Origin of the sequence: Lacihabitans sp. LS3-19, assembly GCF_024343575.1 — a bacterium.
Lineage (GTDB): Bacteria > Bacteroidota > Bacteroidia > Cytophagales > Spirosomataceae > Leadbetterella.
The window spans coordinates 35,447-61,602 of the sequence record NZ_RJUA01000124.1 but is presented as its reverse complement, the minus strand read 5'-3'; the positions used below and the strand labels follow the sequence as shown (position 1 = coordinate 61,602).

At 34.4% G+C, this 26,156-nt stretch carries 21 protein-coding genes; 14 read left to right on the top strand and 7 right to left on the bottom strand.

The features are described from left to right. Position 1: 1 nt before the first annotated feature. Both EGI22_RS20585 and raiA read left to right on the top strand, forming a co-directional pair. Complete coding sequence (locus EGI22_RS20585) at positions 2–1,546, top strand: hypothetical protein (RefSeq protein WP_255070341.1); 1,545 nt, start codon at positions 2–4, stop codon at positions 1,544–1,546. Positions 1,547–1,793: 247 nt separating this feature from the next. Then, positions 1,794–2,150: a ribosome-associated translation inhibitor RaiA gene (raiA, locus tag EGI22_RS20580; RefSeq protein WP_255070340.1), complete on the top strand. Its 357-nt coding sequence runs from the start codon at positions 1,794–1,796 to the stop codon at positions 2,148–2,150. A gap of 18 nt (positions 2,151–2,168) precedes the next feature. Here raiA and tsaB read toward each other — a convergent pair whose 3' ends face one another. The 4 genes from tsaB to rpmH all read right to left on the bottom strand — a co-directional run bounded on the left by tsaB (position 2,169) and on the right by rpmH (position 5,531). Beyond that, positions 2,169–2,846, bottom strand: coding sequence for a tRNA (adenosine(37)-N6)-threonylcarbamoyltransferase complex dimerization subunit type 1 TsaB (tsaB, locus tag EGI22_RS20575; RefSeq protein ID WP_255070339.1), 678 nt, complete (start codon positions 2,844–2,846; stop codon positions 2,169–2,171). Then, the gene (locus EGI22_RS20570; protein ID WP_255070338.1) at positions 2,843–4,516 is read right to left on the bottom strand and encodes a S41 family peptidase; all 1,674 of its coding nucleotides are present in this window, start codon (positions 4,514–4,516) and stop codon (positions 2,843–2,845) included. The genes tsaB and EGI22_RS20570 overlap by 4 nt, the downstream gene beginning before the upstream one ends. A gap of 391 nt (positions 4,517–4,907) precedes the next feature. Continuing rightward, the gene (gene rnpA, locus EGI22_RS20565; RefSeq protein ID WP_255070337.1) at positions 4,908–5,309 is read right to left on the bottom strand and encodes a ribonuclease P protein component; all 402 of its coding nucleotides are present in this window, start codon (positions 5,307–5,309) and stop codon (positions 4,908–4,910) included. A 66-nt stretch (positions 5,310–5,375) separates the two neighbouring features. Then, positions 5,376–5,531, bottom strand: a complete 156-nt coding sequence (gene rpmH, locus EGI22_RS20560) for a 50S ribosomal protein L34 (RefSeq protein ID WP_255070336.1) — start codon at positions 5,529–5,531, stop codon at positions 5,376–5,378. Positions 5,532–5,616: 85 nt separating this feature from the next. Here rpmH and EGI22_RS20555 point away from each other — a divergent pair, with 85 nt between their 5' ends. The 4 genes from EGI22_RS20555 to glmS all read left to right on the top strand — a co-directional run bounded on the left by EGI22_RS20555 (position 5,617) and on the right by glmS (position 11,531). Then, positions 5,617–7,041, top strand: coding sequence for a M61 family peptidase (locus EGI22_RS20555; RefSeq protein ID WP_255070335.1), 1,425 nt, complete (start codon positions 5,617–5,619; stop codon positions 7,039–7,041). Positions 7,042–7,186: 145 nt separating this feature from the next. Next, positions 7,187–7,996 carry a glycogen/starch synthase gene (locus EGI22_RS20550; RefSeq protein WP_255070334.1) on the top strand — a complete coding sequence of 270 codons (810 nt, stop codon included), beginning with the start codon at positions 7,187–7,189 and terminating at the stop codon, positions 7,994–7,996. Next, the gene (locus EGI22_RS20545) at positions 7,905–9,347 is read left to right on the top strand and encodes a DUF4270 family protein (protein WP_255070333.1); all 1,443 of its coding nucleotides are present in this window, start codon (positions 7,905–7,907) and stop codon (positions 9,345–9,347) included. The genes EGI22_RS20550 and EGI22_RS20545 overlap by 92 nt, the downstream gene beginning before the upstream one ends. Before the next feature lie 345 nt (positions 9,348–9,692). Continuing rightward, a complete protein-coding gene (glmS, locus tag EGI22_RS20540) occupies positions 9,693–11,531 on the top strand; it encodes a glutamine--fructose-6-phosphate transaminase (isomerizing) (RefSeq protein ID WP_255070332.1) in 1,839 nt (612 codons plus the stop codon). A gap of 60 nt (positions 11,532–11,591) precedes the next feature. Here glmS and EGI22_RS20535 read toward each other — a convergent pair whose 3' ends face one another. Continuing rightward, positions 11,592–12,194: a M23 family metallopeptidase gene (locus EGI22_RS20535; RefSeq protein ID WP_310588198.1), complete on the bottom strand. Its 603-nt coding sequence runs from the start codon at positions 12,192–12,194 to the stop codon at positions 11,592–11,594. Between the two features lie 71 nt (positions 12,195–12,265). Here EGI22_RS20535 and panC point away from each other — a divergent pair, with 71 nt between their 5' ends. After that, a complete protein-coding gene (gene panC, locus EGI22_RS20530) occupies positions 12,266–13,102 on the top strand; it encodes a pantoate--beta-alanine ligase (protein WP_255070331.1) in 837 nt (278 codons plus the stop codon). A gap of 14 nt (positions 13,103–13,116) precedes the next feature. Here panC and EGI22_RS20525 read toward each other — a convergent pair whose 3' ends face one another. Then, the gene (locus EGI22_RS20525; RefSeq protein WP_255070330.1) at positions 13,117–13,740 is read right to left on the bottom strand and encodes a 4'-phosphopantetheinyl transferase superfamily protein; all 624 of its coding nucleotides are present in this window, start codon (positions 13,738–13,740) and stop codon (positions 13,117–13,119) included. A gap of 61 nt (positions 13,741–13,801) precedes the next feature. Between EGI22_RS20525 and EGI22_RS20520 the strand changes: the two genes are divergently transcribed. The 7 genes from EGI22_RS20520 (at position 13,802) to htpG (ending at position 22,366) form a co-directional block, all read left to right on the top strand. Continuing rightward, on the top strand, positions 13,802–14,701 hold the full coding sequence (locus EGI22_RS20520) for a WD40 repeat domain-containing protein (protein ID WP_255070329.1): 900 nt from the start codon (positions 13,802–13,804) through the stop codon (positions 14,699–14,701). A 158-nt stretch (positions 14,702–14,859) separates the two neighbouring features. Then, complete coding sequence (locus EGI22_RS20515; protein ID WP_255070328.1) at positions 14,860–16,080, top strand: DivIVA domain-containing protein; 1,221 nt, start codon at positions 14,860–14,862, stop codon at positions 16,078–16,080. Between the two features lie 7 nt (positions 16,081–16,087). Continuing rightward, positions 16,088–16,444, top strand: a complete 357-nt coding sequence (gene folB / locus EGI22_RS20510) for a dihydroneopterin aldolase (protein ID WP_255070327.1) — start codon at positions 16,088–16,090, stop codon at positions 16,442–16,444. Continuing rightward, on the top strand, positions 16,441–17,622 hold the full coding sequence (locus EGI22_RS20505) for an MFS transporter (RefSeq protein ID WP_255070326.1): 1,182 nt from the start codon (positions 16,441–16,443) through the stop codon (positions 17,620–17,622). The genes folB and EGI22_RS20505 overlap by 4 nt, the downstream gene beginning before the upstream one ends. An 82-nt stretch (positions 17,623–17,704) precedes the next feature. Next, positions 17,705–18,586 carry a bifunctional 5,10-methylenetetrahydrofolate dehydrogenase/5,10-methenyltetrahydrofolate cyclohydrolase gene (locus tag EGI22_RS20500; RefSeq protein WP_255070325.1) on the top strand — a complete coding sequence of 294 codons (882 nt, stop codon included), beginning with the start codon at positions 17,705–17,707 and terminating at the stop codon, positions 18,584–18,586. A 41-nt stretch (positions 18,587–18,627) separates the two neighbouring features. Beyond that, positions 18,628–20,049, top strand: coding sequence for a sodium:alanine symporter family protein (locus EGI22_RS20495; protein WP_255070324.1), 1,422 nt, complete (start codon positions 18,628–18,630; stop codon positions 20,047–20,049). A 514-nt stretch (positions 20,050–20,563) separates the two neighbouring features. Beyond that, the gene (htpG, locus tag EGI22_RS20490) at positions 20,564–22,366 is read left to right on the top strand and encodes a molecular chaperone HtpG (RefSeq protein WP_255070323.1); all 1,803 of its coding nucleotides are present in this window, start codon (positions 20,564–20,566) and stop codon (positions 22,364–22,366) included. Between the two features lie 125 nt (positions 22,367–22,491). Here the strand turns inward: htpG and EGI22_RS20485 are convergent, their stop codons facing one another. Continuing rightward, the gene (locus EGI22_RS20485) at positions 22,492–26,142 is read right to left on the bottom strand and encodes an OmpA family protein (RefSeq protein ID WP_255070322.1); all 3,651 of its coding nucleotides are present in this window, start codon (positions 26,140–26,142) and stop codon (positions 22,492–22,494) included. Between the last annotated feature and the right edge of the window lie 14 nt (positions 26,143–26,156).

The window sequence follows — 26,156 nt, the reverse complement described above, 5'->3', positions numbered from 1 at the left end:
AATGTCAAAGTATTTTTTGATTATATTTTCTGTTTTTTCAGTACTATATTCTAATGCCCAAGAAGCAAAAATAGAAATCCAGAAAAGCCTAAACTGGAATCAAGCAATAGAGGGCAAAGAAATAAAATTCAAATTAAACATTAGCCCTGACTCTGTCCAAAATTTGTACAGTTTCAATATTCAGCAAGGAAAAATCATCGGAATGGAACTTGATTCCAGTGGTCAATTTTCATGGACACCAAATTACAATCTTGTAGATAGAATAGAATCTGAGCGACTTTTTCAGATTATTGTTGCCGCCAAAACAACAGAAGGGCAGCAAATAACAAACACATTAGATATATATGTAAAACATACCAACAGACCGCCAGTATTAAACGAACTGAAGACTTTTTATGTGCAGTTCAACAATGCTAATACCTATACTATCAATAATGATCTGGCTTATGACGAAGACCTTGACCCGATAGTTTTTGTGCCCAACTTAGAAACCCTTCCTGAAGGCATGAATATGAGTACAATAGGCGAAATAAATTGGAAACCTTCACAGAATCAATTTAAAAGTCTAAAAGAAAAACCAATATATATTGAATTTTCTATTCAAGATCAACCTGCCAAAACAGTAACTAAAGGGAAACTAAAAATAGAAGCTACCCAGATGGACTTGCCTCCACAAATCACGGTTATTCCTAAAAATGAACACATTACGACCAAAGAAAACGAAAATGTAAACATTCGGTTTTATTTAACGGATCCTAACGGAGAAGATGACATTGAGATTTTCGATTTTTTAACAAACCAACCAGGTATAGAAAAAAAAGCTTTAATAAAGAATACCAATAATCAATATGAGTTTATTTGGATGCCTGGCTATGATTTCGTGCAAGACCCAAAAGACACGCTTGGTTTTTACGTAGACTTCTTTGTTTTAGATAAAACTCAAAAAAGGGAGGTAAAACGAATATACTTTACTGTAAAAAACACGATTAATGAAGCTGAAACAGACGCCAAAAATTATGGCTTGTACTTTGGGACACTTCAAAGAGCATGGGAATTGATGGAGCAACTAAAAGAGAAAGAAGAAGAGCTAAAGAAAGCCTACAACAAATCTAAAAAAGGCAAAAAACAACGTTCAGTTGTAAATGCTTCCCTTGGTGCAACTACTGGTTTATCATCTATTTTTACAAAAAACAAACCTGATACTCAAAGGCTTATTTCTACCTTTGGAGGCACTACCGTGCTTACCATAGGCACTTTAGAAGCTACAGAGGTAATTGGAAAATCTATGAAAGACCTCATAGATCGCCTAAACTATGTTATTGAAAAGAAAAATGAACTTCAGACAAAAGGAGATATTTTCGCAAGAGACTATTCTTTAAAGTCCGCCCGTAGAAATGCAGATTTTATAAAAAAAGTAGATGATTTTATGGCTACTATGAACCTCAAAGGCTTGGTAGCATTAGAACTAAATGCTACTTGGGAAGCTAAAAAGAAGCCGACAGAAAACAATATTCAAAAAACTTTCAAAGATTTTGCCGCTTGGTAATTTGCCAAAAAAAACAGAAATTTAATTAAGATTGTTTCTAAACTACTGATTAAAAGTAACATCCGAAACTTATTTTGAAACACCCATTTTTGACTTTAACTTGTCAGATTTACCGCTCAAAAACATCTTAAATTATTTTAACAAAAACCTCTTGGATGGTATTTCTTTATTACCTAACTTCATTTTAAAGATTGAGAAATCAATCAAATACTAAACTATTTTTTTTCACTTAAATAGAAATGTGAGTATGAAAATCGAAGTAAATGCAGTGCACTTTAGTGCAGACGAATCATTAAGAGAATTTATCCAGAAAAAACTTAACAAACTTGAAACGTTTTATGACAAAATTATTAGTAGTGAGGTATTCTTAAAATTAGATAAAGGAGATAAATTAAACACACATAAAAAACAGATTGAAGTTAAACTGAATGTCCCTGGAAGTTCAATTTTCGTAAAAGAAACGGCGGACACATTTGAAGAAGCTACAGATGTAGCCATGGACACATTGACAAGAAAAGTCAAGCAGTTTAAACAAAAAGCAAATTCAATAAGCCGAGATAAAACGGATGTTTTAATACCAGTAGAAATAGAAGACGAAATATAAAAGAAAAAGCCCTGACAATCAGGGCTTTTTTGTTTTAAACATATATTCTTTCAAATAATACGGCTCAAATAAAGTCAAATCTTCGAACTCCCCATTATTATATTTTTCATTACAAATTTTACCAGAAAAAGCAGCTGAAGGAATTATTGGATCAGTTAAAAACAATGCGTTAGTACTTTTCAAAACATCTTCACATTTAGCACTCCCTTCACCAAAAAACAAAACTTTATTATTAAGCAAAATATCCTCAAATGATTGTTCCTCCACAATAACCGCCTCTACAGCTATTTTTTGTTTCTTTTCTTCTCCATCATAAAAAGCACAAAAAACCTCCATACGCCTAGCATCAATCATTGGGCATAACAAAATTCCTTCCGGATAACCATTAACTTGATAACACATTGCGTCTAATGTACCAAAAGATAAAAGTGGCTTGTCTAATGCAAAAGCAAAGCCCTTAGCGGTAGAAACAGCAATTCTTAAACCAGTATAAGAGCCGGGGCCTTTTGCGACAGCAATAGCATCTAGGTCAAGTTTTTCAACCTTAGCAACCATCAACACTTGGTCTATTAAAGTGGTCAAAAATTCAGCAGAAGATCGGTCTATCCTACTTTCTATTGCAGAAAGTAATTTATCATTTTCAAACAAAGCGACTGAACAACCGGTAGTAGAAGCCTCTATTGACAATATTTTCATTTTCCAGCCAAAATTGATTTGTATTTGGCAGGGTCTTTAAATAACCTCAAAGCTTCTTGAATATCTTGATCTTTGTCAAATGCAACAAATTTCATAGCTTTTTGATAATAATATCTGCTTAATATTTCCAAAGCCAAAGCTTCTTTTATTTCCGACCAATTCTTCTTTACAAGACCTGACGATTTCGCATCTGCTACTTTTTTCAAGGCGATTATACTTGCTTCCATAGCACCATATTCTCCACTTGCCTTAGAAGTTTTAACAAGAGTTTCAATGCTTTTTTGGTCAGAAGTCAAATAACTAAAAGACTGAGTCTTAAGCCAGCTTTCAAATTTACCAAGCTCTTCATCATTCACACTAAAATTCTCTTCGGGTTTAATGTCTTGGTGGTCAAAATAATATTTGTTGGCATAATAAAAAATCATCTTAGTTTTCATTAACTCTTTAACGAAATCTGACTGATCGGCTTGACTTGTAGCAATGTCAGGATCTATTCCTGCCCCATCGAATACTTTCCTTCCATTTTTAGTTTTAAATGCAACCCTTAATGAATCTGGCAATTTGCTCAAACTCCCATCAGCTTTTCTATGACCGTAGTCTATAGCCTGAATACACCTTCCCGAAGGTATATAATATTTGGAAGTAGTTACCTTCATTTTTGTATTGTATGTCAAATCCTTCGTGATTTGTACCAAACCTTTACCAAAAGACCTCTGACCTATCAAAACTGCCCTGTCATAGTCTTGAAGTGTTCCAGAAACAATCTCAGATGCAGAAGCACTTCTACCATTGATCAAAACTACAATTGGCATTTCGATATCTAGTGGCTGCACTTTCGTGGTGTATTTATAATTCCACTCTTTTACTTTACCTTTAGTCTCCACAACAAGCTGATCTTTAGGCAAATAAAAATTACAAATCTCAACTGCCATATTCAACAATCCACCAGGATTTCCTCTCAAGTCAATCACAAGGTTTTTCATTCCTTTGTCTTTCAAATCGAGGGTTGCGGCTTTAATTTCTTTGGCAGCAGTAGCACTAAAATCCGTCAATTGAATGTAACCAACGTCTTCGTTAATCATACCAAAGTGTGGCACATTTGGAGTTTTTATTACACCTCTATCTACTTTTATTGTCAAAGGTTTGCTTTGCCCTACTCTATCCAATGTCAACTTAACCGAGGTCCCGGTCTGGCCTTTAAGTAACCTACCGAACTCCGCATCCGTTTTGTCAGTAACATCTATTCCGTTGATTTTCAGTACTTGATCTCCAATCTTTACACCTGATTTATCAGCAGGAGAATCTTCGTAAAGCATAGCTACAATATGTTTTTTCTCAAAATATTCAATAGTAGCACCAATGCCATTATACGCACCAGTATTCATCGTGAAATAGTCCTCGATTTCGTCTTCGGGATAAAATACAGTGTAGGGGTCTAGTTCTTTCAACATTGCTTGTATTCCTACCCGCATGGCTTTTGTGGGGTTTATCTCGTCTACGTATAAGGCATTCAACTCCTTATACATAGTAGCAAAAACATCGAGGTTTTTGGCGATTTCAAAAAGCCTATCATCAACAGTATAGGCTGAAAATACCAAAACCGAAGTGGCAAAAAAACCGATGATGGCTATTTTTGATTTCTTCTTTATTTTATTAAAAATGTTCATCATATTTTGTTTCATACTAAATCAAAACGCAGAAGTAATGATTATCGTTTAATTATTATTTCAAAAAGTAATTCTTAATACCTTTGTGCCAAATTAAAACTCTGCAATGACAATACCAAAATTAAAATTTCATCAAAACTTTTTGCTTTGTCTCTTATTTTCAACAATTCTAGTATTGATTATACATTTTTCGAGCTCAGTATATTTATCATTATTCTTTATAATACTTTTTTCAGTATTAGTTGCCCTTCTGGAACCTAAAAAAGGCTGGATACTGATTATTTTACAAATCTTCGTGATTATAAGTGGATATTGGATTTTGGAAAACCTAAATATTAAGGCCCAAAAACCAGATGAGGCTATATTTGCAACGCACATAAGCTTCCTTCCTTCTTTAGTCGCTAGCTTTATGACGAGTTTCCTTTTCAAGCCTCGCTAAAACACCTTTCATTGATTTTTCAAGAATACGATAGTCTAATATCTCAGAAGCAACATATATTAACGCCAAAGTAATATTTTTCCCAAACAAAAGCTTATTTTGACGATAAGCTTCTTTAGTTCTACGTTTTATTTTATTTCTATCTGTAGCGTTTTTAAACTTTTTTTTGGAAACAGAAATTAAAACTTGTGGTAGTAAAACCTTATCTAAGTCTACGGAAACAGAAGAAAAAATAACTTTATAAGGGTAGATAAGAAAGGAAGAATTGGCAGCAGAATTCCTATCAAAGAGTGAAGAGATCACCTTTTTGCTTTTTATACGCTCATTTTTGCCAAAACTTTGCTTTGATGTGTTCACGTAAGTACAAATGAAAAAAGCCGCAAGAAGCGGCTAATATCTTAAATAAATGTAAAACCTCAAATCTTATTTGTGAGATTTTTCATCCGAAACAGATAGCTTCCATCTACCTCTAGCACGACGAGCAGTAATTACTCTTCTACCACCTGGAGTAGACATACGCTCACGAAAGCCATGTTTGTTGGTACGCTTTCTATTTGATGGTTGGAATGTACGTTTCATATCCTTTTTCTATTAATTTTGTTCCTCGACCCGAAATTGGACTGCAAAGGTATTAATTTATTTTTAATAAAAAAACCTCAAACAAATGATTCAGTATTTTTTTTCTTTTTATCCTGAAAAACAAATCATAGATATAGAAATACGTTTAGCTAGTTCAAACGAATCGCGAAGGAAACTACATCTTCCTATGTGGCGTCCTGGCAGATATCAACTCCAAAATTTCGCAAAAAACGTCTTGAACTTCTCGGCGAAAGATGATGAAAACAATGCAATATCTTGGCGAAAAACTGAGAAAAACGTTTGGTCGATTTATGAAACTACAAATAAAAATCTGATTATTAAATACCAATACTATGCAAATGAGCTAAATGCTGGCACAAGTTTTCTGCAGAAAAGCTATGCATACATTAACCCTGTCAACCTTTGTCTTTACGAATTAGAGCACATAAACCAATCATTTGAAGTTTTCATAAAAAAAACAAATGATCATGTAATATTTGCATCAGGTTTAAAAACAGAATCCATAGGTAACAATTTTAAAATAAAGCCTAAAAACTATCATCACTTTTTTGATTCTCCAATTATTATAAGCAACAACATTTTTCACAAAGAATTCGAAGTACTCAAAACCAAATTTCATGTTTGGATACAAGGCAACTACCAAATTGATTCTGACAGGTTTATTCAAGACTTAGAGAAAATTGCAGAAACTCAGATTCAAATATTCGGAGAATTCCCTGAAAAGGACTTCCACTTTATGTTGATTGTGCCAGAAAATAGTTATTACCATGGTGTGGAGCATGCCAATAGTACCATGATGGTATTGGGAGAAAACGGCGTATTGCCACAGACATACTACAATGATTTGTTAGGCTTGGCATCACATGAGCTTTTTCATGCTTGGAATATTGCCAAAATCAGGCCTAAAGAGCTCTTACCCTATAATTACGACAAAGAAAACTATTTCGAAACGTGTTTTGTGGCTGAGGGTTTCACAACGTACTATGGCGATAAGGTCTTGTTAAGCAGCGGGGTATTAAGTTATGATCAATATTTACATGAATTAGAGACAACCTTGCGAAGACATTTTGAAGAATCCGACAACGCTTCTCAATCCTTATTAGAAAGTAGCTTTGACCTCTGGGTAGATGGCTATGAGAAAGGCACACCTAACAAAAAAGTAAGTGTTTACAGTAAAGGAGCAGTAGTTTCGCTTATTCTTGACATTAAAATTCGGAAAAAATTCAGAGAAGCGAAATCATTAAATGAGGTAATGTTGGCTCTTTGGAATAAATTTGGAGATCAAAGGATTGGATATTCGTATCAAGACATAATAGATATATGTGAAAGTGTTTATGAAGCTCCCTTAAAAGACTACTTTTCACAATGCATCGAAAGTAATAGCTCACTGTTTGATTATACCAATGAACATCTTGAATTCTTAAATTTAAAAATGATAAAAACTGGCAATATTTGCAGTTTGACAGAAACTAATGTATCGAAAAATTAATTTAAAATGCCATTTTTTAGGTGAATAGAATAGGCAAGTAAATCAATTTGTTTGAATCCCTTGTATTTTAATAGATTATTTTTTAGTATCTTTGCACCTGTATTTGATTCAAATACAATAAATTTAGAAACATTATTGGTTTTTTATGAGCAAACTGCGAATATTATATCTCTCTTCAGAAATTGATCCTTTCTTAGAAATCTCTAAAATTGCTTCATTATTAAGAAAACTACCTCAAGAAATGCAAGAAAGAGGTATGGAAATCAGAATATTGGTCCCTCGTTTCGGATTAATAAACGAAAGAAAGCATAGGTTACACGAAGTGGTTAGACTTTCTGGAATCAACATCACCATCGGAGAAGAAGAAAAACCTTTGATTATTAAAGTAGCATCTATCCCATCTGCTAAACTCCAGGTATATTTCTTAGACAATGAAGACTATTTTCAAAGGAAAACCGTCTTTACTGACAAAAAAGGAAATTTTTATGATGATAACGACGAGCGTGCAATTTTCTTTTGCAAAGGTGCGTTAGAAACTGTGAAGAAACTTGGATGGGCACCTGATGTGGTTCATTGTACTGACTGGATGACCGCATTGGTTCCATTGTATTTGAAAACTACTTACAAAAACGACCCTATTTTCAAGAATACCAAAACCATTTTTTCGGTTTTCAACAATGTCTTTGAACATAAGTTTACAGAAGACATGATACCGAAAGCAAAAATGATGGATATTAGCGATGAGAATCTTGCAAATCTAAGATCTCAAGACTTCCTTGGATTCATAAAAATCGGGTGTCAATATGCCGACGTAGTTGTTAAGGCCAACCCATCTTTGAATGACTCAATTAAAAATGCTTTGAATGAAACTGCAGACAGACAAATTGATTCCTTTTTTGATGACGAAAATTCAACAGAAACCTTCTTTAACCTTTACACTGAGCTGGCCGATTGATTATTTTATGAAAAAAATGCTTTCTGACTTACAGAAAATTGCTTTTTTGCTTTTTTCTGTTTTCGTATTTTCTTGTGAGAATCCCGGAGAAATAGGATTTGATTTAGATGGAACTCAAAACGGAGCTTCTATATACACCGACACACTAAGTTTAGATATATCTACAGTTTTAGCCGACTCTACTGTAAATGGCAAGTCAAATTATTTGATGTTTGGAAATGTAACCGACCCAATTTTTGGTAACATTAAAGCTACTACCTACTTTCAGCCTACCATGGTGGGTTATACTGATGTTAACGGAGCTGTTGCGTACGATACTTTAAAGGTAAACGCTAATCCAATAGCAGATTCTCTAAGACTTAGATTGGTTAATTTTGGCCTTATTTATGGCGACACTTTAGCTAAAAACTTTTTCAGTATACATAGATTAAAATCCCCGATGGATTACAACAAAAGATACAATGCTGAAGATAAATTAGAATATGAATCAACCGAAATAGCTAAGTTTGGCGTTACATTAAAATCTTTCAAAAACGATTCAGCTTTTAATTCATATTACATAGACCTTCCTAAAAGTATTGCTCAGGAAATTCTAAATGCTGCTCCCTCCATAAACGGAGATAATTCGAAATTTGTTTCCGCTTTTCCAGGATTCGCAATTGTATCTGAAGGTTCAAACAAATCAGTTTATACTATTCTAACTGGTCCATATAGTGCAAGCACTAGTACTTTAATTGCAGATTGGCATTATGAAGGAGATACAACTAAATATTTTTACCAATTTGATTTAAACGGCCCAAGGCATACCTCTTTCGAATTTGACCGAAGTGGCACAGCCTTAGCAGCACTTTCTAAGTCTAATAATGAAATAAATTCGAACAAAACAGGTAACCTATCTTATATTCAGGGAGGTAGTGGTATAAGTACAAAGATTAACTTTGACAATATTTCTAAATTAGGCACCAATATCAAAGTAAGTAAGGCAATTTTAGAATTTAATACACTACCGAATTCTTTAGATGGTCTTTATCCAAAAGTATTTAATTATGTCCTAGCAGAAACGGGCACCAACAATCAACAATTAAGAAGTTCTGGCAATATCCCTACATACTTAACGCCGATTGGAAATGATTTATCTGGCGTTTCTTTTACTTTAGATACGACCCAAACTGTTAATTTGGATATTACCAATTTCTTGCAAAAACTTACAAATAAAAAAGTCACTTCTACTTCTATAATTTTAATGCCAGCGGCACTTTTAAGTACCGGCAATGGAATTCTTGCTAATGACAATTTACGCCGAATGGTTTTTACCAAACCCAAATTAAAAATATATTATTCTAAATATTAAGAGCCTTTTTAAGGCTCTTTTTTTTGTGTATTCAGAAACCAAATTAATAAGGTATTATAATTATTCAAAGAATAATTATACATTCAAAGCCTATAACTTTATTCTCGTCTTTTGATTTTAAAAAATTTCTTTTTTTTTAAAATAAATTAATAAATCAGAAAAGGCAATTTTCACAAATACCTAAAAATAAATATATTACTACCCAACTTACTCTAATCTAAGCAGTTAAAGACTAATTGTATTTTTTAAAATAATTTAAAATTTTAAGAAAAATATACTTAAGAAATATTCATTAATTTTGTAACGAAAAGTATTCTTTTATTGTAATATTTTAAGAAATTATATATGTGTGGAATAGTAGCTTATATTGGTCATAGGGATGCCGCTCCTTTAATAATTAAAGGATTGAAAAGATTAGAATATCGCGGATATGATAGTTCTGGAATTGCGGTTATAAATGAAAAAGGTTTAGGTGTTTTTAAGAAAAAAGGCAAAGTAGTTGATCTGGAAAATGTCTTAGCGAATGAAGGAATCTTTGCAAATATTGGCATAGGACACACAAGATGGGCAACTCATGGAGAACCCAATGACGTAAACGCCCACCCACACAAATCAAATTCCGGACGATTTGCCATTATACACAACGGAATCATAGAAAATTATTCTTCTATTAAGCAAATCTTAATAAACAAAGGCTATGTATTTCATAGTCAAACTGATACGGAAGTTTTAGTCAATTTTATAGAAGAAATTCAGAAAACTAAACATTGTGATTTACCTGAAGCTGTTAGAATTGCACTTCAAGAAGTAGTTGGTGCTTATGCAATAGTTGTGCTTGATGCTGAAAATCCAAACGAATTAGTTGCTGCAAGAAAAGGTAGCCCACTAGTTATTGGTGTTGGTGAAAACGAATTCTTTTTTGCTTCAGATGCTACGCCAATAATCGAATACACCAAAGAAGTTGTATATCTTGATGATTTGGAAATAGCTGTTGTAAATGAAAACGGCTTAAGTATCAAAAACCTTCAAAACGAAATCCAGGATCCCTATATCCAAACTGTGGAAATGGAATTAGAAGCCATAGAGAAAGGCGGATATGACCATTTTATGCTTAAAGAAATTTTTGAGCAGCCTAAATCAATCGCTGACTGTCTTCGTGGAAGAATAAACGCTGATGAAGCCATCATTCAATTGGGCGGCTTAAGAAATCATATCTCAAAACTAGCAAAAGCCAAAAGAATAGTATTTGTCGCTTGCGGAACTTCGTGGCATGCGGGTTTGGTTGGGGAGTATCTATTTGAGGAACTTGCCAGAATTAATGTTGAAGTAGAATACGCTTCAGAATTCCGCTACCGCAACCCAATCATAAAAGAAGGAGATATTGTAATTGCAATTTCTCAATCGGGAGAAACGGCAGATACCTTGGCGGCTCTTGAGTTGGCGAAATCAAAAGGTGCAATTATACTTGGCGTATGTAATGTTGTTGGTTCTTCTATTTCAAGAGTAACTGAAGCAGGGGTTTACACACATGCCGGCCCAGAAATAGGCGTTGCGAGTACGAAAGCTTTTACTGCCCAAGTTACGGTATTAACGATGATTGCGATTGCTACTGCTCATGCTAAAGGCACCATAAACGAAGATACTTTTAGGAGACTATTAACTGAAATGGCTGCAATACCGCAGAAAGTTGAGGAAATATTAAAAAGTGCCGAAGAAATTAAAGATATATCAAAACTCTTCACTTTTGCGTCTAACTTTATATTTTTGGGTAGAGGCTTAAACTTCCCGGTTGCTTTGGAAGGAGCTTTAAAACTTAAGGAGATTTCATACATACACGCCGAAGGATATCCTGCTGCTGAAATGAAACACGGGCCTATTGCATTAATAGATGAAGATATGCCCGTGGTATTTATTGCCACAAAAGATAGTTCGTATGAGAAGGTAGTCTCAAACATTCAAGAAGTGAAAGCTCGAAAAGGTAGAGTGATAGCGATAGTTTCAGAAGGTGATGTGGAAGTTAAGAAAATGGTAGATTTTGCCATAGAAGTACCAAATACGCATGAAATCTTGCAACCATTATTGACTGTAATACCTCTGCAATTACTGTCATATTATATAGCGGTAATGAGAGGAAGAAATGTAGATCAACCAAGAAACTTGGCTAAATCGGTTACTGTGGAGTAAAATAGAAGTATTCAAAGAATTAAAGGTTTTGGGAAACGTAAGTTCTTCAAAACCTTTTTTTTAAAAAGCCTTTTCAAAAGTCATGAAAAGAAAATCGAAAGGATCTAAATATTCTTGATTCTTTTTAAGCGTATAGTGAAGATGTGGCCCAGTTACTTTACCCGTTGCTCCAACCTTACCAATATTTTGGCCTTTTAACACTTCCTGGCCTTTTTTAACTGAAATTTTACTTAAATGCCCATAAATGGATTCAAAGCCATATTTATGCTGAATTTTTATAAAATTACCTAAATCTTCCCTAAAGCCAGCATCAATTACTTTTCCGTGTCCACTCGCTATCACTTGTTCGCCTTGAATTCCTTGTAAGTCAACACCCCTATGAAACTTCACAACTTTATGAATAGGATGCGAACGAACACCATAGAAAGAATTTACTGAAATTTCTCGAGCGAGAGGATTTCCGCCAGGAATAAAATCTACAAAAATAAAATTATATGGGTCGTGATGTATATAGGTAACGATTTCGTTTAAATCTGTTAATGGACTTAATTCTTCCACCCAATAATCTTCCAATTCCACTGGAACTATGGACACTTTAGCGTCGAGTTGGGCGAAGCAAATATTCGAAAACAGATACAAAAAGAGAAATATTCTTAACATCATATTTATTTAAAACCGTGCAAAATTACAATATAAATGCTTAATTGCCTTCATGTTTAACATTATTAAAGACAATGCTGATATTCGACAACATAATTGAGACGCAAAATTTCCTTAAAAGTCAACATGGAAAATCTATCGGCTTTGTACCCACAATGGGTGCCTTGCATGAAGGACACAGAGCTTTGGTTAAAAAATCAATAGCTGAAAATGATTTGACTGCGGTAAGCATTTTTGTAAACCCAACGCAATTTAACAATCCTGATGACCTCAAAAAATACCCAAGAACATTAGAAGAAGATTGTAAATTACTTGAAGAAGCTGGTTGCGATGTAGTTTTTGCACCTTCAGCAGAGGAAATGTACCCTAATTTACCTCAATTAAAAATAGACTTTGGCTTTTTAGAAAATATCATGGAAGGGGAATTTCGACCAGGACATTTTAACGGCGTAGGTATTGTGGTGAGCAAATTATTTAATATAATAAAGCCAAATAGAGCATATTTTGGACAAAAAGACATCCAGCAAGTTGCTGTAATTAACCGATTGATAAACGACCTCAGTTTTGATATCAAATTGGTGGTTTGCGAAACTATTAGAGAAAAAGATGGCCTAGCTATGTCATCCAGAAATCGAAGATTAACTGAAGACGTACGACCTTCTGCACCAAAAATATTCCAGTCTCTTGTGATTGGCAAAAAGTTATTGCTTGAAGGAAACTCTCCATTTATCGTAAAAAACAAAATCGAAGACTTTTATAATTCAAATCCCGAATTTAAACTTGAATATTATGAAATTGCTGATTTCGAAACTTTAGAACCTATTACTGAATTTGATAAAAAAAGAAAAACAGCATTGATTGTTGCTGCACATTTGGGCGGAGTTCGCTTGATTGATAATAAAGTGTTTTAAATTGAATTAATAACTCAATATGCAATCACTAAAAAATAATCAAAAAGTTTTTCTACAAAAATATGATGCTCGGCTTCATGGTCGGGCATTTTTATTTTACCTAGAATATAACCTTCAATATTTTCCAAAAACAAATTCTCTTTAAAATCGACCTTTCGTTTTCCGTACAATTTATACAAGGCCTCTTTTGCTGACCAATAAATGGTCGCTTTATCAACATTCTCATTTACTTCTTCAACTTCAGCTTCAGAAAACAACCGTTTAAGTATCCGCATTATTTGAGGTCGAGGTTTTTCAATATCTATCCCTACGGGGCATTTTTTCGAAAAAACTACACCGATATACTCTAAAGTATGGGTTAAAGAAATCTCAAAAGGATTATCTTTCAAGAAAGGTTTACCATGTTCGTCTTTATAAATTCCCAAAAATGGCAAACCTTGTGATTCGCACATTTTCATTATTGCATTTTTCCCTGCGAGATATTCTCTTTTCTTTGCGTCGTGATTTATTGCCTCTAAAATCGACAAATCAGCTTCATCAGGATTTACCATTTGCCATAGTTCTTCAGTGGTTTCGGTTAAATGCCAAACCATATAATGAATTTCAGGTGATAATATTTTGTTGAAAAGTAGAGCCATAGGAATATTTTGGCCGAAATTTGCAATAAAATATACATATAAGAAAGCCAAAAGGATAAAAATGACATTCAATATTGAAAAAATAGAGAATTTTACAGGACATAAAGATTGCGTTTACACACTTTGTGAAGGCACAAATGACCAAAGTTTTTTCTCGGCTGGAGGAGATGGAATGGTAGTAGAATGGAAAAACGCTGACATTGGAAAACCCATTGCCAAAATCCAAAATTCTATTTATGCCATGCATCACGAGCCAGAAAATCATAAACTATGGGTAGCCAACAATACTGAAGGCATACATCTTATAGATACAGAAAATAAAAAAGAAACGCTAAATGTGAGCCTTGGCAAAGTTTCTATTTTTGATATTAAGAAAAACAACAATTCACTAATCGTCAGCGACAATATTGGTTTTTTGCATATCTTAAATCTTGAAACAAATACTTTTGTAAAACATATAGAAGGATCTCAAAAAAGTGCTCGTTGTATAGCTATCAACAACAAAACCAACGAAATGGCCGTAGGTTTTTCTGATTGGAAAATTAGAATTTATGACCTTGATACTTACAAATTAAAACAAACGCTGGAAGGACATCAAAATTCAGTATTTAGCTTACAATATATAAACAATGACACTCAACTTATTTCTGGTGGAAGAGATGCTCATTTGATGCTATGGAATGTTGAAAATTCTTATGCAAGTGGAGAAACTATACCAGCACATTTATTTGCGATTAACCACATCATAGAAATTACTCAGCATGGATTGTTAGCCACTTGCAGTATGGATAAGTCTATAAAAATTTGGGATAGTCAAAGTCTCAAACTTTTAAAAGTAATAGACAAAACCAAAAATGCCTCGCACGGAACCTCGGTAAATAAGCTACTCTGGAACCAAAATACTCAAAGGTTGATATCTGCAAGCGATGACAGGAGTATTTCAATGTGGAAATTGTTTTAAGTTCCATTGTTTTTTTTGTTATTTTGTAAAAAATTAGAATGCTCCAGTAAACAAGGAATTATAACAGGAAAATAAAGCTACGTTTTAGTAATAAATCAAGGCATATAGTGTTTTCTTTAATATTATTCCATTTTGTTTTTCCTAAAACATAATTAACAATGAAAATAACGTCGTTAGAAATAAAACAACACGAATTCGAGAAGTCATTTAGAGGTTACGATATAGAAGAAGTAAATCATTTTCTTTCAAACATAGCTCAGGAATGGGAACGCATGTTGAACGAGTCCAAAATGCTGAAGATGCAATTGGATATTTCAGAAAAAGAAGCTTCTAAACTACGAGAAGTAGAAATGACCCTGATCAAAACTCTTCGTACTGCAGAAGATACTAGCACCAGACTTACAGAAAATGCTGCCACAGAGGCCAATCTTAAAATTGAAAATGCTGAGCAAAAGGCAGCTCAAATCATAGCTGAAGCAGAAAATACTGCTAAGCAATTGGTAGATGATGCAGAGCAAAAAGTTAACAATATAAATACAACTGCTAAAGCCGAATTTGCAGAATTAGAAACCAACTTTGCGGCACTCGAGGCTAAAAAGGCACAATTTCTAACAGAACTGAAAGGTATATCTGGGGAAATCAACCAAATAGTTGGTGGTCATAGCTCAGAAATCGTGTATAATGCACCTCAGATAGTTCAAGAAAAAACGGTTAAATTTGTTTCTAACTCAATAGAAATGGAAGTTGAAGAGATTGAGATTGAGATAGAATCTGAAGAGGAAATAGCAGCAATTGTTGAAGAACAATTAGAATCTCATAGTACTCAAGAAATTGAAATTCTTGAAGAAGAGGAAGAAGAATCTCACGGAATTAGTTTTTCTTCTGCCGTAAACGAAATCACTAGTGAAAGTGAGGAAAAAGATAATACTAATCTTGAACTGATAGAAGGAATTGGACCTAAAATCAAAGAAGTTTTAAATAATGCACGCATTGTAACTTTTAGAGATTTGGCCACTACACCATTGTATAGAATTAAGGACATTTTAGATAACGCTGGCTCTCAATTTGCCTCTCACGACCCAAGTACTTGGATAGAACAAGCTCTTTTGGCAGAACATGGTCAGTTTGAACAACTCGAAGAGCTCAAGAAATATCTAATAGCAGGTAGAGTACCAAAAGAAGACTTCAAACCTGAGAAATCTAAATCTGAAATTTCGGAAAGTGGTAATACAGAAGAAATGCTTGACAAAGTAAATAAAGTAAAGGCTGCCATCAGAAAAGCTATGGTTGAGAAATCAGAACCAAAAGAACCAAAATCAGTAAATGATTACATAGCTGAGAAAAAACAGAGTGGCTCTTTCTTTGACAACTTAAATTAATCCTCAAATGGACCAAATAGCCTTAGAAGGCATGGAGTTTTTTGCCTACCATGGCCATTTTGACGAAGAACAAAAGATTGGAAACAAATATTCTATAGATGTTTTTCTAGATACTGACTTATCAACTGCGGCAACTACTGATAAGTTAAAAGACACCATAAACTATGGAGACATTTATGCAATTGTAAAACTGGTAATGTCCAAAAAACATAGATTACTAGAGCATGTTGGCCATGAAATAATTGATGCCATTAAACTGCAATTTTCAGGAATCAATAAAATTACGGTAGAAGTTTCAAAATTCAATCCGCCTATTGGTGGTGTTTGTCATAGGGCAAAAGTTAAACTACAAGAAAGTTTTTGAAAAAAGAAAAAAGCATATTTACCCTTCAGTTTTGGTTATTATGCACTAGTTCGTTCTTGTTTTTTTCAAGTTTCAATATGCTCATTCCTGAGCTACCTGATTACCTATCTAAAATGGGTGGTGGGGAATTTAAAGGGCTTATCATTTCCTTATTTACACTTACAGCGGGACTTTCAAGGCCATTTAGTGGAAAACTAACAGACAAAGTAGGTCGAGTGCCAGTAATGGCTTTTGGATCTTTGGTTTGTTTTGTAGTCGGTTTTCTATATCCATTAGCTACAACTCTACTCCCCTTTTTTCTTTTAAGATTTGTCCATGGTTTTTCTACTGGTTTTAAACCAACGGGCACTGCCGCATATATTGCTGACATAGTACCTATAAACCGGAGAGGAGAATCCATGGGGATTCACGGTTTGGTGGGAGGATTAGGGATGGCTTTCGGACCAGCTTTGGGTGGTTGGATTGTTCAACATTTCGACATAAATGTTTTATTTTACACATCATCTGCTCTTTCCTTATTATCGATTTTGATATTGGTAAACATGAAAGAAACCTTAAATCCTATTCAAAAAGTACCATTTTCATTCTCCCTTTTAAAACTAAATCGCCACGAAATTCTGGACTTTTCGGTTATGCCTGTAGTAATCGTAATATTCTTTTCCTCATTTGCTTATGGCACTATCGTAACTCTAGTACCCGATTTAAGCAAACATATAGGATTACAGAACAAGGGCTATTATTTCTTAATATACACCTTGGCATCAATTGCTGTTAGATTTTTGGCAGGTAAATGGTCAGACCGAAACGGTAGAGTTAAAGTTTTGCTTTTGGGCCTTTGGGTCTTAATTTTTGCTGTTTTGACAATTGCTTTTGCCAATTCAATTTTTGTTTTGACGGTTTCTGCCATTCTTTTTGGTATAAGCATGGGCATTATTTCACCTATTACCCAAGCATGGACTGTAGACTTGTGCAAGGAAGAAAACCGAGGCAAAGCAATCGCTACTATGTATATTGCCTTAGAAGCGGGAATTGGTTTTGGAGCTTTGCTTCCAACACTTATTTATCAAAATCAAATTAAAAACTTACCACAAACTTTCCTTTTTTCAATGTTAGTTGTTTCTGTTGCACTTATTTATCTATTGAGATTTAAGCGAAAAAGCCAGATTAATTACGTTTAAAATCTTCCATAAATCATTTAAGTTTTGAATTGGATAAGATAGCCTTGAGTTTTATCTTTGTAAATAAAAAAGCTTCAAGAATATGGAAATTATAGATGGAAAATTAATATCTGCACAAGTAAAAGCCGAACTACAAATCGAAGTAGACAAAATCAAGGCCGAAGATGGCAAAATTCCACATTTAGCAGCAGTATTGATTGGTGACAATGGAGCCAGCGAAACATATGTAGCCAGCAAAATAAAATCTTGCGAGCAAATTGGGTTCAAATCAACTTTAATTAGAAGAGATTCCACAAGTACCGAAGAAGAAGTTTTAGAAATAATCGCTCAGCTTAATGCAGACGAAGATATTGATGGTTTTATAGTACAGTTACCACTGCCCGAACACATCAACGTTGACCGTGTAATAGAGGCGATAGACCCTAAAAAAGACGTTGATGGCTTCCACCCCATCAATATTGGAAGAATGGCAAAAGGGCTTCCAGCGTATATTTCTGCCACTCCTTTTGGTGTTTTGGAATTGATAAAAAGATATAAAATAGAAACATCAGGAAAGCATTGCGTGGTTGTGGGTAGGAGTCAAATAGTCGGCTTACCAATGAGTATATTGATGCAGAGAAATACGTATCCTGGTAACTGCACCGTTACTTTGGCTCATAGTAAAACCAAAAACTTACAAGAAATCTGTCTTCAAGCTGATATTTTAGTAGCCGCATTGGGAAAACCAGAATTCATAAAAGCTGATATGGTAAAAGAAGGTGCAGTGGTGATAGACGTCGGTTTGACAAGAGTAGTAGATACCAGCAAAAAAAGTGGCTTCGCATTGAAAGGAGACGTGAAATTTGACGAGGTAGCTCCGAAAACCAGTTTCATAACACCAGTTCCGGGAGGAGTAGGTCTTATGACCGTGGCAGCATTGATGTACAATACTTTATTGGCTTCGAGATCTGAGATTTACAAATGATAAAACTTTAATTTTCAACAAACTATAACCCTAAACATAAAATGGAACAAATCGTAAACACTGTAAATGACCTGGTTTGGTCAAATGCCTTAATCATTCTTTGCCTTGGTGCCGGAATTTATTTCTCTATCAGTACGAAGTTTTTACAAGTAAGGTTTTTCAAAGAAATGATTCGCTTACTTTTTGGAGGTAAAAGCTCTGAAAAAGGTGTGTCGTCTTTTCAAGCCTTCGCAATAGCAATTTCAGGTAGAGTTGGAACTGGAAATATTGCTGGCGTAGCCACTGCAATTGCGATGGGTGGCCCAGGAGCATTGTTTTGGATGTGGTCCATTGCATTTTTAGGTGCCGCCTCCGCATTTGTCGAAGCCACGCTTGGCCAAATCTACAAAGAAGTAAAAGATGGACAATACAGAGGTGGGCCGGCATATTATATTGAAAAAGGAATGGGCATGAAATGGTATGCAGTGACTTTTGCCATCGCAACTATAATAAGCACTGCACTATTACTGCCAGGCGTACAGAGCAACAGTATTGCTTTAGGTGTTAAAAGTGCATTCAACATACCTGTAGAATACACTGGGGCTATCGTTTGTTTATTTTTAGGATTGATAATATTCGGAGGTGTAAAAAGAATCGGAAAAGTTGCAGAAGTTGTAGTCCCATTTATGGCAGGTGGATATATATTGATGGCTTTGATTATTATTGCAATTAATTTTGCCAAAATCCCAGAAACATTTGGATTGATTTTCCGCTCGGCATTTGATTTGGAGCCTGCTTTTGCAGGTATATTCGGAATGACTGTAGCTTGGGGAGTAAAAAGAGGAATTTATTCAAATGAAGCTGGACAAGGAACTGCACCACACCCTGCAGCAGCAGCTGAAGTAAGTCATCCGGCAAAACAAGGCCTAGTTCAAGCTTTCTCTGTATATGTTGATACACTTTTCGTTTGTACTGCTACTGGTTTGATGATTTTGTTTACAGGTAAATACAATGTATTAAATCCTACTGGAGGTTTTTTAGCTGAAAACGTACCAGGAATGGCCGTTGGGGCAGAGTTTACGCAGAATGCAGTAGACACCGTTTTCCCTTCTTTAGGAGCTGGCTTTATTTCAATAGCCTTGTTTTTCTTTGCTTTTACGACCATAATGGCTTACTATTATATAGCTGAAACCAACTTTAGTTATCTTTTAGAAAAAGGTGGTAAACAATGGATGATTCAAGGATTAAGAGTAATGATATTAATAGCTACTTTCTATGGAGCCATAAAAACCGCAGCTTTAGCTTGGACTATAGGTGACATTGGTGTAGGTATAATGGCTTGGCTAAACGTTATCGCAATTTTAATTCTAAGAAAAAAAGCCTTCGCCACCCTCAAAGACTATGAAAAACAAAGAGCAGAAGGCAAAGACCCCGTTTTTGTGGCCAAAGACTTAGGAATAGAAAACACAACAGAGTGGAATTAAATAATTCACATTTCAATCAAAGCTTTCAAGGTAAACTTGGAAGCTTTTTTTATTTAAAATACTAGTTTATTAAATGCCACGAATACACTAATTTTCAAGGATTTATATAAATTATTATTTGTGTTAATTCGTGCATTCGTGGCAATTGAAAAACATATTAAATGCCACCAATACTCTAATTTTCACTAATCTATTTCTATTATTATTCGTGTACATTCGTGAATTCGTGGCAAATAAAAATCACAATAAATGCCACAAATACTCTAATTTTTACTAATCTATATAAATTATTATTCGTTTTCATTCGTGCATTCGTGGTAAATGAAAAACAAATTAAATGCCACCAATACTCTAATTTTCACTAATCTAAATAAATTACTATTCGTTTTCATTAGTGCATTCGTGGCAATAAAACCCACAATCTCTTCTTAACCCTCTGTCAAATTGTCACAAAAACAAGTATTGGAACAAGGTTTGACAAGTATTCAGCAGTAATCAAAAACAACATAAGAAAATGGTAGCAGAAAAAGGTACAATTTCGATTAACACCGAGAACATTTTTCCGATAATTAAAAAATTCTTGTATTCGGATCATGAAATCTTCCTAAGAGAATTGGTTTCAAATGCAGTCGATGCAACACAAAAAATCAAAAAACTTTCTTCTATAGGTCAATTTGAGGGTGAATTGGGCGATTTGAAAATCAAAGTTTCGATAGACAAAGAAGCCAAAACCATCACGATTTCAGACAAAGGCTTGGGAATGACAGCCGATGAAATCAAAAAATACATCAATCAAATAGCATTTTCAGGTGCTAAGGAATTTGTAGAAAAATACAAAGACGAAACTGACAAAACCCAAATAATCGGACAATTTGGCTTAGGCTTTTACTCTGCCTTTATGGTAGCCAAAGAAGTAGAAATCATCACAAAATCTTACCAAGATGCTCCCGCAGCAAGGTGGTTTAGCGATGGTACTACCGAGTTTGAAATATCGGCAGCCGAAAAAACCGAAAGAGGAACAGACATTATATTACATATAGCTGAAGATTCAGAAGAATTTTTAGAAGACAGTAAACTAGAAGGAGTTTTAATTAAATATGGCAAATTCTTGCCAGTTGAGATTGAATACAATGACAAAGTCATTAATAACCCCAATCCTATTTGGGTAAAATCACCTTCTGAACTTAAAGATGAAGATTATATAGCTTTTTACAAAGAGTTGTATCCATATAGCGAAGATCCACTTTTCTGGATTCACCTCAATGTTGATTATCCGTTTAATCTTACTGGAGTTTTGTATTTCCCAAAAGTGAAACAAGACTTCCAACTCAACAGAGAAAAGATACAATTGTATAGCCGTCAGGTATTTATTACAGATGATGTAAAAGATATCGTACCTGAGTTTTTACAGTTATTGCATGGCGTTATTGACTCTCCGGATATTCCATTGAACGTATCCAGAAGTTATTTACAAGCTGACGGGAATGTAAAACGAATCAATTCGCATATCACCAAAAAAGTGGCTGATAAGTTGGCGGAGTTGTTCCGTGACGACCGCAAAGCTTTTGAAGAGAAATGGGAAAGCATTGGCCTTTTTGTAAAATATGGCATCATCTCTGACGATAAATTCTACGATAGAGCCAAAGACTTTATTTTATTGAAAAACACTGAAGGCGAATGTTTTACGATAGAAGAATACAAAACCAAGCTTGAAGCCAACCAAAAAGACAAAGACGGTACTTTGGTGGCTTTGTACGCCAACGACAAAGACAAACAAGATGCTTTCATCAGTAATGCCAAAAAACGTGAGTTTGATGTTTTGGTATTTGACGATGTTCTAGATGCTCACTTTATCAATGCTTTAGAAAGCAAAAACGAGAAGTTCACCTTCAAAAGAGTTGACGCAGATACATTTGACAAACTGATAGACAAAGGCCTTAAATCAGAGGTGGTGCTTAGTGAAGACGAAAAGAAAAAAGTTGAGGAAGCCTTCAAGGAGTTTGCTGGAACCAATATCGTACAGATAGAAGCTTTGCCAGTGGACGAAATACCTGTTTCAATCGTAATGCCTGAGTTTATGCGTAGGTATGCTGATATGTCTAAGGTAAACGGACAAGGTGGCATGTTTGGCAATATGCCAGTTATGTACAACTTGGTAGTAAACGGCAATCACCCAATCATAAGTAAAGTAGCCGCAGAAGGAAACGAAAACGGACTTGTAAAACAATTGTACGACCTAGCCCTCCTTTCACAAGGAATGCTAAACGGCAACGATCTTACACAGTTTATTGAGCGTAGTGTTGAGAAATTAGGGTAACATCCTATTTTAACATATTTAAAAAGCCACTCTTCGGGTGGCTTTTTTGGTGAGTACTTTTCTGAAACAAGAATCAAAATACACTTTCAATAAAATAACTAATATGTTAATCTTTTAGATTAAAACTAAAGCACTAAGAACTCAACTCTACGATTTTTCTTTTTGTTTTCTTCGGTATCATTTGGAGCAATAGGTTCTATTGGCCCCCGTCCTACTACCGAAAGCCTTGTTTTTGAGATGCCTTTTGAAGATAAGTATTCAGTTACAGACTCACATCTACTTTTTGAAAGTTTGACGTTTTCAAACAAATCTCCAACATTATCAGTATGTCCTCTTACTTCAATCTTCAGATCAGAGTTTTCTTGCAAAACCGTAACCAACTCGTCCAATTGTTTAAAAGATTCAGGTCTTAAAACAGGGCTACTTTGGTCAAAATAAATATTTTCTAAAGTTATTTTCTTGCCTTTACTAATTTCTCCAAAAGTTTTTGTATTTATTACTGCTGGTGCATTTTCTTCAACTTTAGGTGTTTCTAATTTCTTTTGTACCAAAAATATATTTTTCTCAAAATCCTTGGATTTAATCCAGTCTAAAGCATCTATTTTTAGCACCATAGGTTCGTATAAAGGGGTATTTAATGTAAAAATATAAGATTTTTTTGGTGATAAATAAACGAGATTTTTTCCATTTAAAAACTTTTGAACTTCAGCTTTGCTTGAGGTCTCTACAACCGAATATTCTATCCTTGGAATAGATTTATTTGTTTTTTTATCATAAAATCTAAACTCAAACTCATAACTTAGTTTTTGAGCTAATAAATCCTGCCGAACTTTATTTATCAAACTATCCACAAAAGCCAATTTATAACTTTCTGGCTCAATATTTTCTCCGCTTAAATTGACATTAAAAACTGTATTTTCGGGACCTTGAATAAAAGTAGGTGCTACACCTTTAGAAGTGGTATTGGAAATAACATTCGGAAATAGTTCTTCCTCTGTAAAACGATCATACACAAAAAGTTTTAATTCATGTATTTTTATTTTTTTCTCAATAGGTTTAAAAGTCACTTTGGTATTCAACTTCAAATCTTCTATTGCTTGCTCATCATTGTCATAATTTTCTGCTGATAACAAAACAGTATATTTATTTTTTTGAGGTAAAATATATTCTACAAATCCTTTACTATCTGCTTTCAAAACAGCTATTTGCTTTTTATTATTATCTAAAATTGTAAAAGTAGCCATTGGAATTGGTTTGTTTTTCTCTAAATCTATGGCAAAAAGTTGGAGCTTATATATTTCTTTTTCCAGCTTCATTTCGATTATGAAATTTTTAGAACCTTCCTTTGGTAGTTCTATTTTCACAATTTGCTCTGTAGAATTATAGTTCTTTGCAATTGCTTTTACTCTCCACGTATCTTCACCTACTAGTGTGATTTTCAAAACGCCTCCTTTAATATCATACACTGTTGAATCTTTCGATTTTCTACTAAACACTATGATATTCCCATCCAAAGGTTCATTGGTATTTATATCTTTTAAATATACCATAAGGCTGGACTCAGCCCACCTCTTTTTCTCTTTGGCCAGTATTTCTTCTTCTAGCCTTTGCTTTTCTAAGGCAGCTTTTTGTTGCTTTTCTAACTCCAAAGCTTCTTGTTTTAGTTTTTCAGCAGCCAATCTTTCTTCTTCTAGCCTTTGTGTTTCTAAAGCAGCTTTTTGTTGCTTTTCTAACTCCAAAGCTTCTTGTTTTAGTTTTTCGGCAGCCAACCTTTCTTCTTCTAATCTTTGCTTTTCTAAAGCAGCTTTTTGTTGCTTCTCTAACTCTATAGCTTCTTGTTTTAGTTTTTCGGCAGCCAACTTTTCTTCTTCTAATCTTTGCTTTTCTAAAGCAGCTTTTTGTTGCTTCTCTAACTCTATAGCTTCTTGTTTTAGTTTTTCGGCAGCCAACCTTTCTTCTTCTAACCTTTGTTTTTCTAAGGCAGCTTTTTGTTGCTCCTCTAACTCTAAAGCTTCTTGTTTTAGTTTTTCCGCAGCTAACCTTTCCTCTTCTATTCTTAGTTTTTCTAAGGCAGCTTTTTGTTGCTTCTCTAACTCTAAAACTTCTTGCTTTAGCTTTTCCGCAGCTAATCTTTCTTCTTCTAGCCTTTGTTTTTCTAAGGCAGCTTTTTGTTGCTTTTCAAGCTCCAAAGCTTCTTGCTTTAGTTTTTCGGCAGCAAGTCTTTCTTCTTCTATTCTTAGCTTTTCTAAGGCAGCTTTTTGTTGTTTTTCTAACTCCAAAGCCTCTTGTTTTAGCTTTTCAGCAGCCAATCTTTCATCTTCTAAGATTTGTTTTTCTAAGGCAGCTTTTTGTTGCTTTTCTATCTCTATAGCCTCTTGTTTTAGTTTTTCAGCAGCCAATCTTTCTTCTTCAATTCTTTGCTTTTCTAAAACAGCTTTTTGTTGCTTTTCTAATTCCAAAGCTTCTAACTTTTGCTTTTCAGCAACTAAATTCAAAGATTGGCTTGGATTAATATTATCTGTATTTAGTGCCAATTGTACAATTTCCTCTTTGCTTGTTGGTATTTTTTGCAATTGAAAATCTTTGGGAATAGGGTTGCAATCGACGATATCTTCACTTAGAATTTCCTTACTTAAAGTAAAATACTCCGGAATATTTACAGAAACATTATAAGAACCGCCAAAAGGCACAATTGCTGTATATCTCCCATCAGACGGGTTATTGTCTAGAACGGTTAATACCTTATCTGTATCTTTTTCTTTTACCACAACTTTGGCTGAAAGTGGCAATTTGGAAATTGAATCAAGCACAAAACCCTGAATTGTTGCACTTTTAATTGGCCTCAAAGACTCAGGAATGGTAGAAGTGAAAATATCCCCGTCACTTACATAATACATAAGATCTCCGCAGGGACTTACAGACACAAAAAGATCAGACTTCTTGGTATTAATAAAGTCGAGGTTTATAGGCTCTGACCATCCGCCATTATCGAGCATTTCGGATTTATATAAATCAAAATCACCACGACCTTCTTTTTTAATTGAAGAAAAAACCAAAGTTTTACCATCTGCTAATATCCTTGGTGCTTTTTCACAATCAAGGTTAATTGGTGCTGGCAGTTCATACGGCAACCTCCATTTTCCATTTCTGGCTTTTTCAGAAACCATAATTCGGTAACACTGCTTATCATTTACTTTTTTACCCAGTATTTCACGCGTAAAATACAACTTTTTGCCGTCGGGTGAAATGGAAGGAAACCCTTCATAATTGTCCGTATTGATGTTTGAACCAATATTTTCGGGCCTTGACCACCCCGTCTTCTTCCTTTCCGAAAAAAATATATCCTCTCTTCCAAATCCATTTTTACCAAAATTTGCGAAAAAATAAATCATATTCCCGTCATAACTTACACTTGGCCCTCCCATTATTGGGGTCATGTTTTCGTTTGCATATTGATTTATTGGCTCGATATTTTTGGGAGCCATCCACTCACCGGATGGGTGGAGCTTTACCTCATATACACCAAAAAAAGAGGCCTCAAATTCGTCAAGAATCACATTGCTTTTACCTTCAGCATTTATCTGAGGAACTTTTTTGGCAGCATTCACAAAAAGCCCATATTGATCCGACTGGTAAACCAAAGTTTGACCATCAGCGGTAATGGACGGAGCATACTCGATGGATTTGGAAGTATTAATCGGATTAGGCAATCGCATTTTATTTTGCCCTAATGCCAAGTTAACTAACAAAAAAAGACTTAAAAATATATATTTCATTTTATTCAAAACTT

Bases quoted from the DNA above. Each gene is read 5' to 3' on its own strand.
- EGI22_RS20585 (WP_255070341.1), top strand. From the start codon at position 2: ATGTCAAAGTATTTTTTGATTATATTTTCTGTTTTTTCAGTACTATAT.
- raiA (WP_255070340.1), top strand. From the start codon at position 1,794: ATGAAAATCGAAGTAAATGCAGTGCACTTTAGTGCAGACGAATCATTA.
- tsaB (WP_255070339.1), bottom strand. From the start codon at position 2,846: ATGAAAATATTGTCAATAGAGGCTTCTACTACCGGTTGTTCAGTCGCT.
- EGI22_RS20570 (WP_255070338.1), bottom strand. From the start codon at position 4,516: ATGATGAACATTTTTAATAAAATAAAGAAGAAATCAAAAATAGCCATC.
- rpmH (WP_255070336.1), bottom strand. From the start codon at position 5,531: ATGAAACGTACATTCCAACCATCAAATAGAAAGCGTACCAACAAACAT.
- EGI22_RS20555 (WP_255070335.1), top strand. From the start codon at position 5,617: ATGATTCAGTATTTTTTTTCTTTTTATCCTGAAAAACAAATCATAGAT.
- EGI22_RS20550 (WP_255070334.1), top strand. From the start codon at position 7,187: ATGAGCAAACTGCGAATATTATATCTCTCTTCAGAAATTGATCCTTTC.
- EGI22_RS20545 (WP_255070333.1), top strand. From the start codon at position 7,905: ATGAAACTGCAGACAGACAAATTGATTCCTTTTTTGATGACGAAAATT.
- glmS (WP_255070332.1), top strand. From the start codon at position 9,693: ATGTGTGGAATAGTAGCTTATATTGGTCATAGGGATGCCGCTCCTTTA.
- EGI22_RS20535 (WP_310588198.1), bottom strand. From the start codon at position 12,194: ATGATGTTAAGAATATTTCTCTTTTTGTATCTGTTTTCGAATATTTGC.
- panC (WP_255070331.1), top strand. From the start codon at position 12,266: ATGCTGATATTCGACAACATAATTGAGACGCAAAATTTCCTTAAAAGT.
- EGI22_RS20525 (WP_255070330.1), bottom strand. From the start codon at position 13,740: ATGGCTCTACTTTTCAACAAAATATTATCACCTGAAATTCATTATATG.
- EGI22_RS20520 (WP_255070329.1), top strand. From the start codon at position 13,802: ATGACATTCAATATTGAAAAAATAGAGAATTTTACAGGACATAAAGAT.
- EGI22_RS20515 (WP_255070328.1), top strand. From the start codon at position 14,860: ATGAAAATAACGTCGTTAGAAATAAAACAACACGAATTCGAGAAGTCA.
- folB (WP_255070327.1), top strand. From the start codon at position 16,088: ATGGACCAAATAGCCTTAGAAGGCATGGAGTTTTTTGCCTACCATGGC.
- EGI22_RS20500 (WP_255070325.1), top strand. From the start codon at position 17,705: ATGGAAATTATAGATGGAAAATTAATATCTGCACAAGTAAAAGCCGAA.
- EGI22_RS20495 (WP_255070324.1), top strand. From the start codon at position 18,628: ATGGAACAAATCGTAAACACTGTAAATGACCTGGTTTGGTCAAATGCC.
- htpG (WP_255070323.1), top strand. From the start codon at position 20,564: ATGGTAGCAGAAAAAGGTACAATTTCGATTAACACCGAGAACATTTTT.
- EGI22_RS20485 (WP_255070322.1), bottom strand. From the start codon at position 26,142: ATGAAATATATATTTTTAAGTCTTTTTTTGTTAGTTAACTTGGCATTA.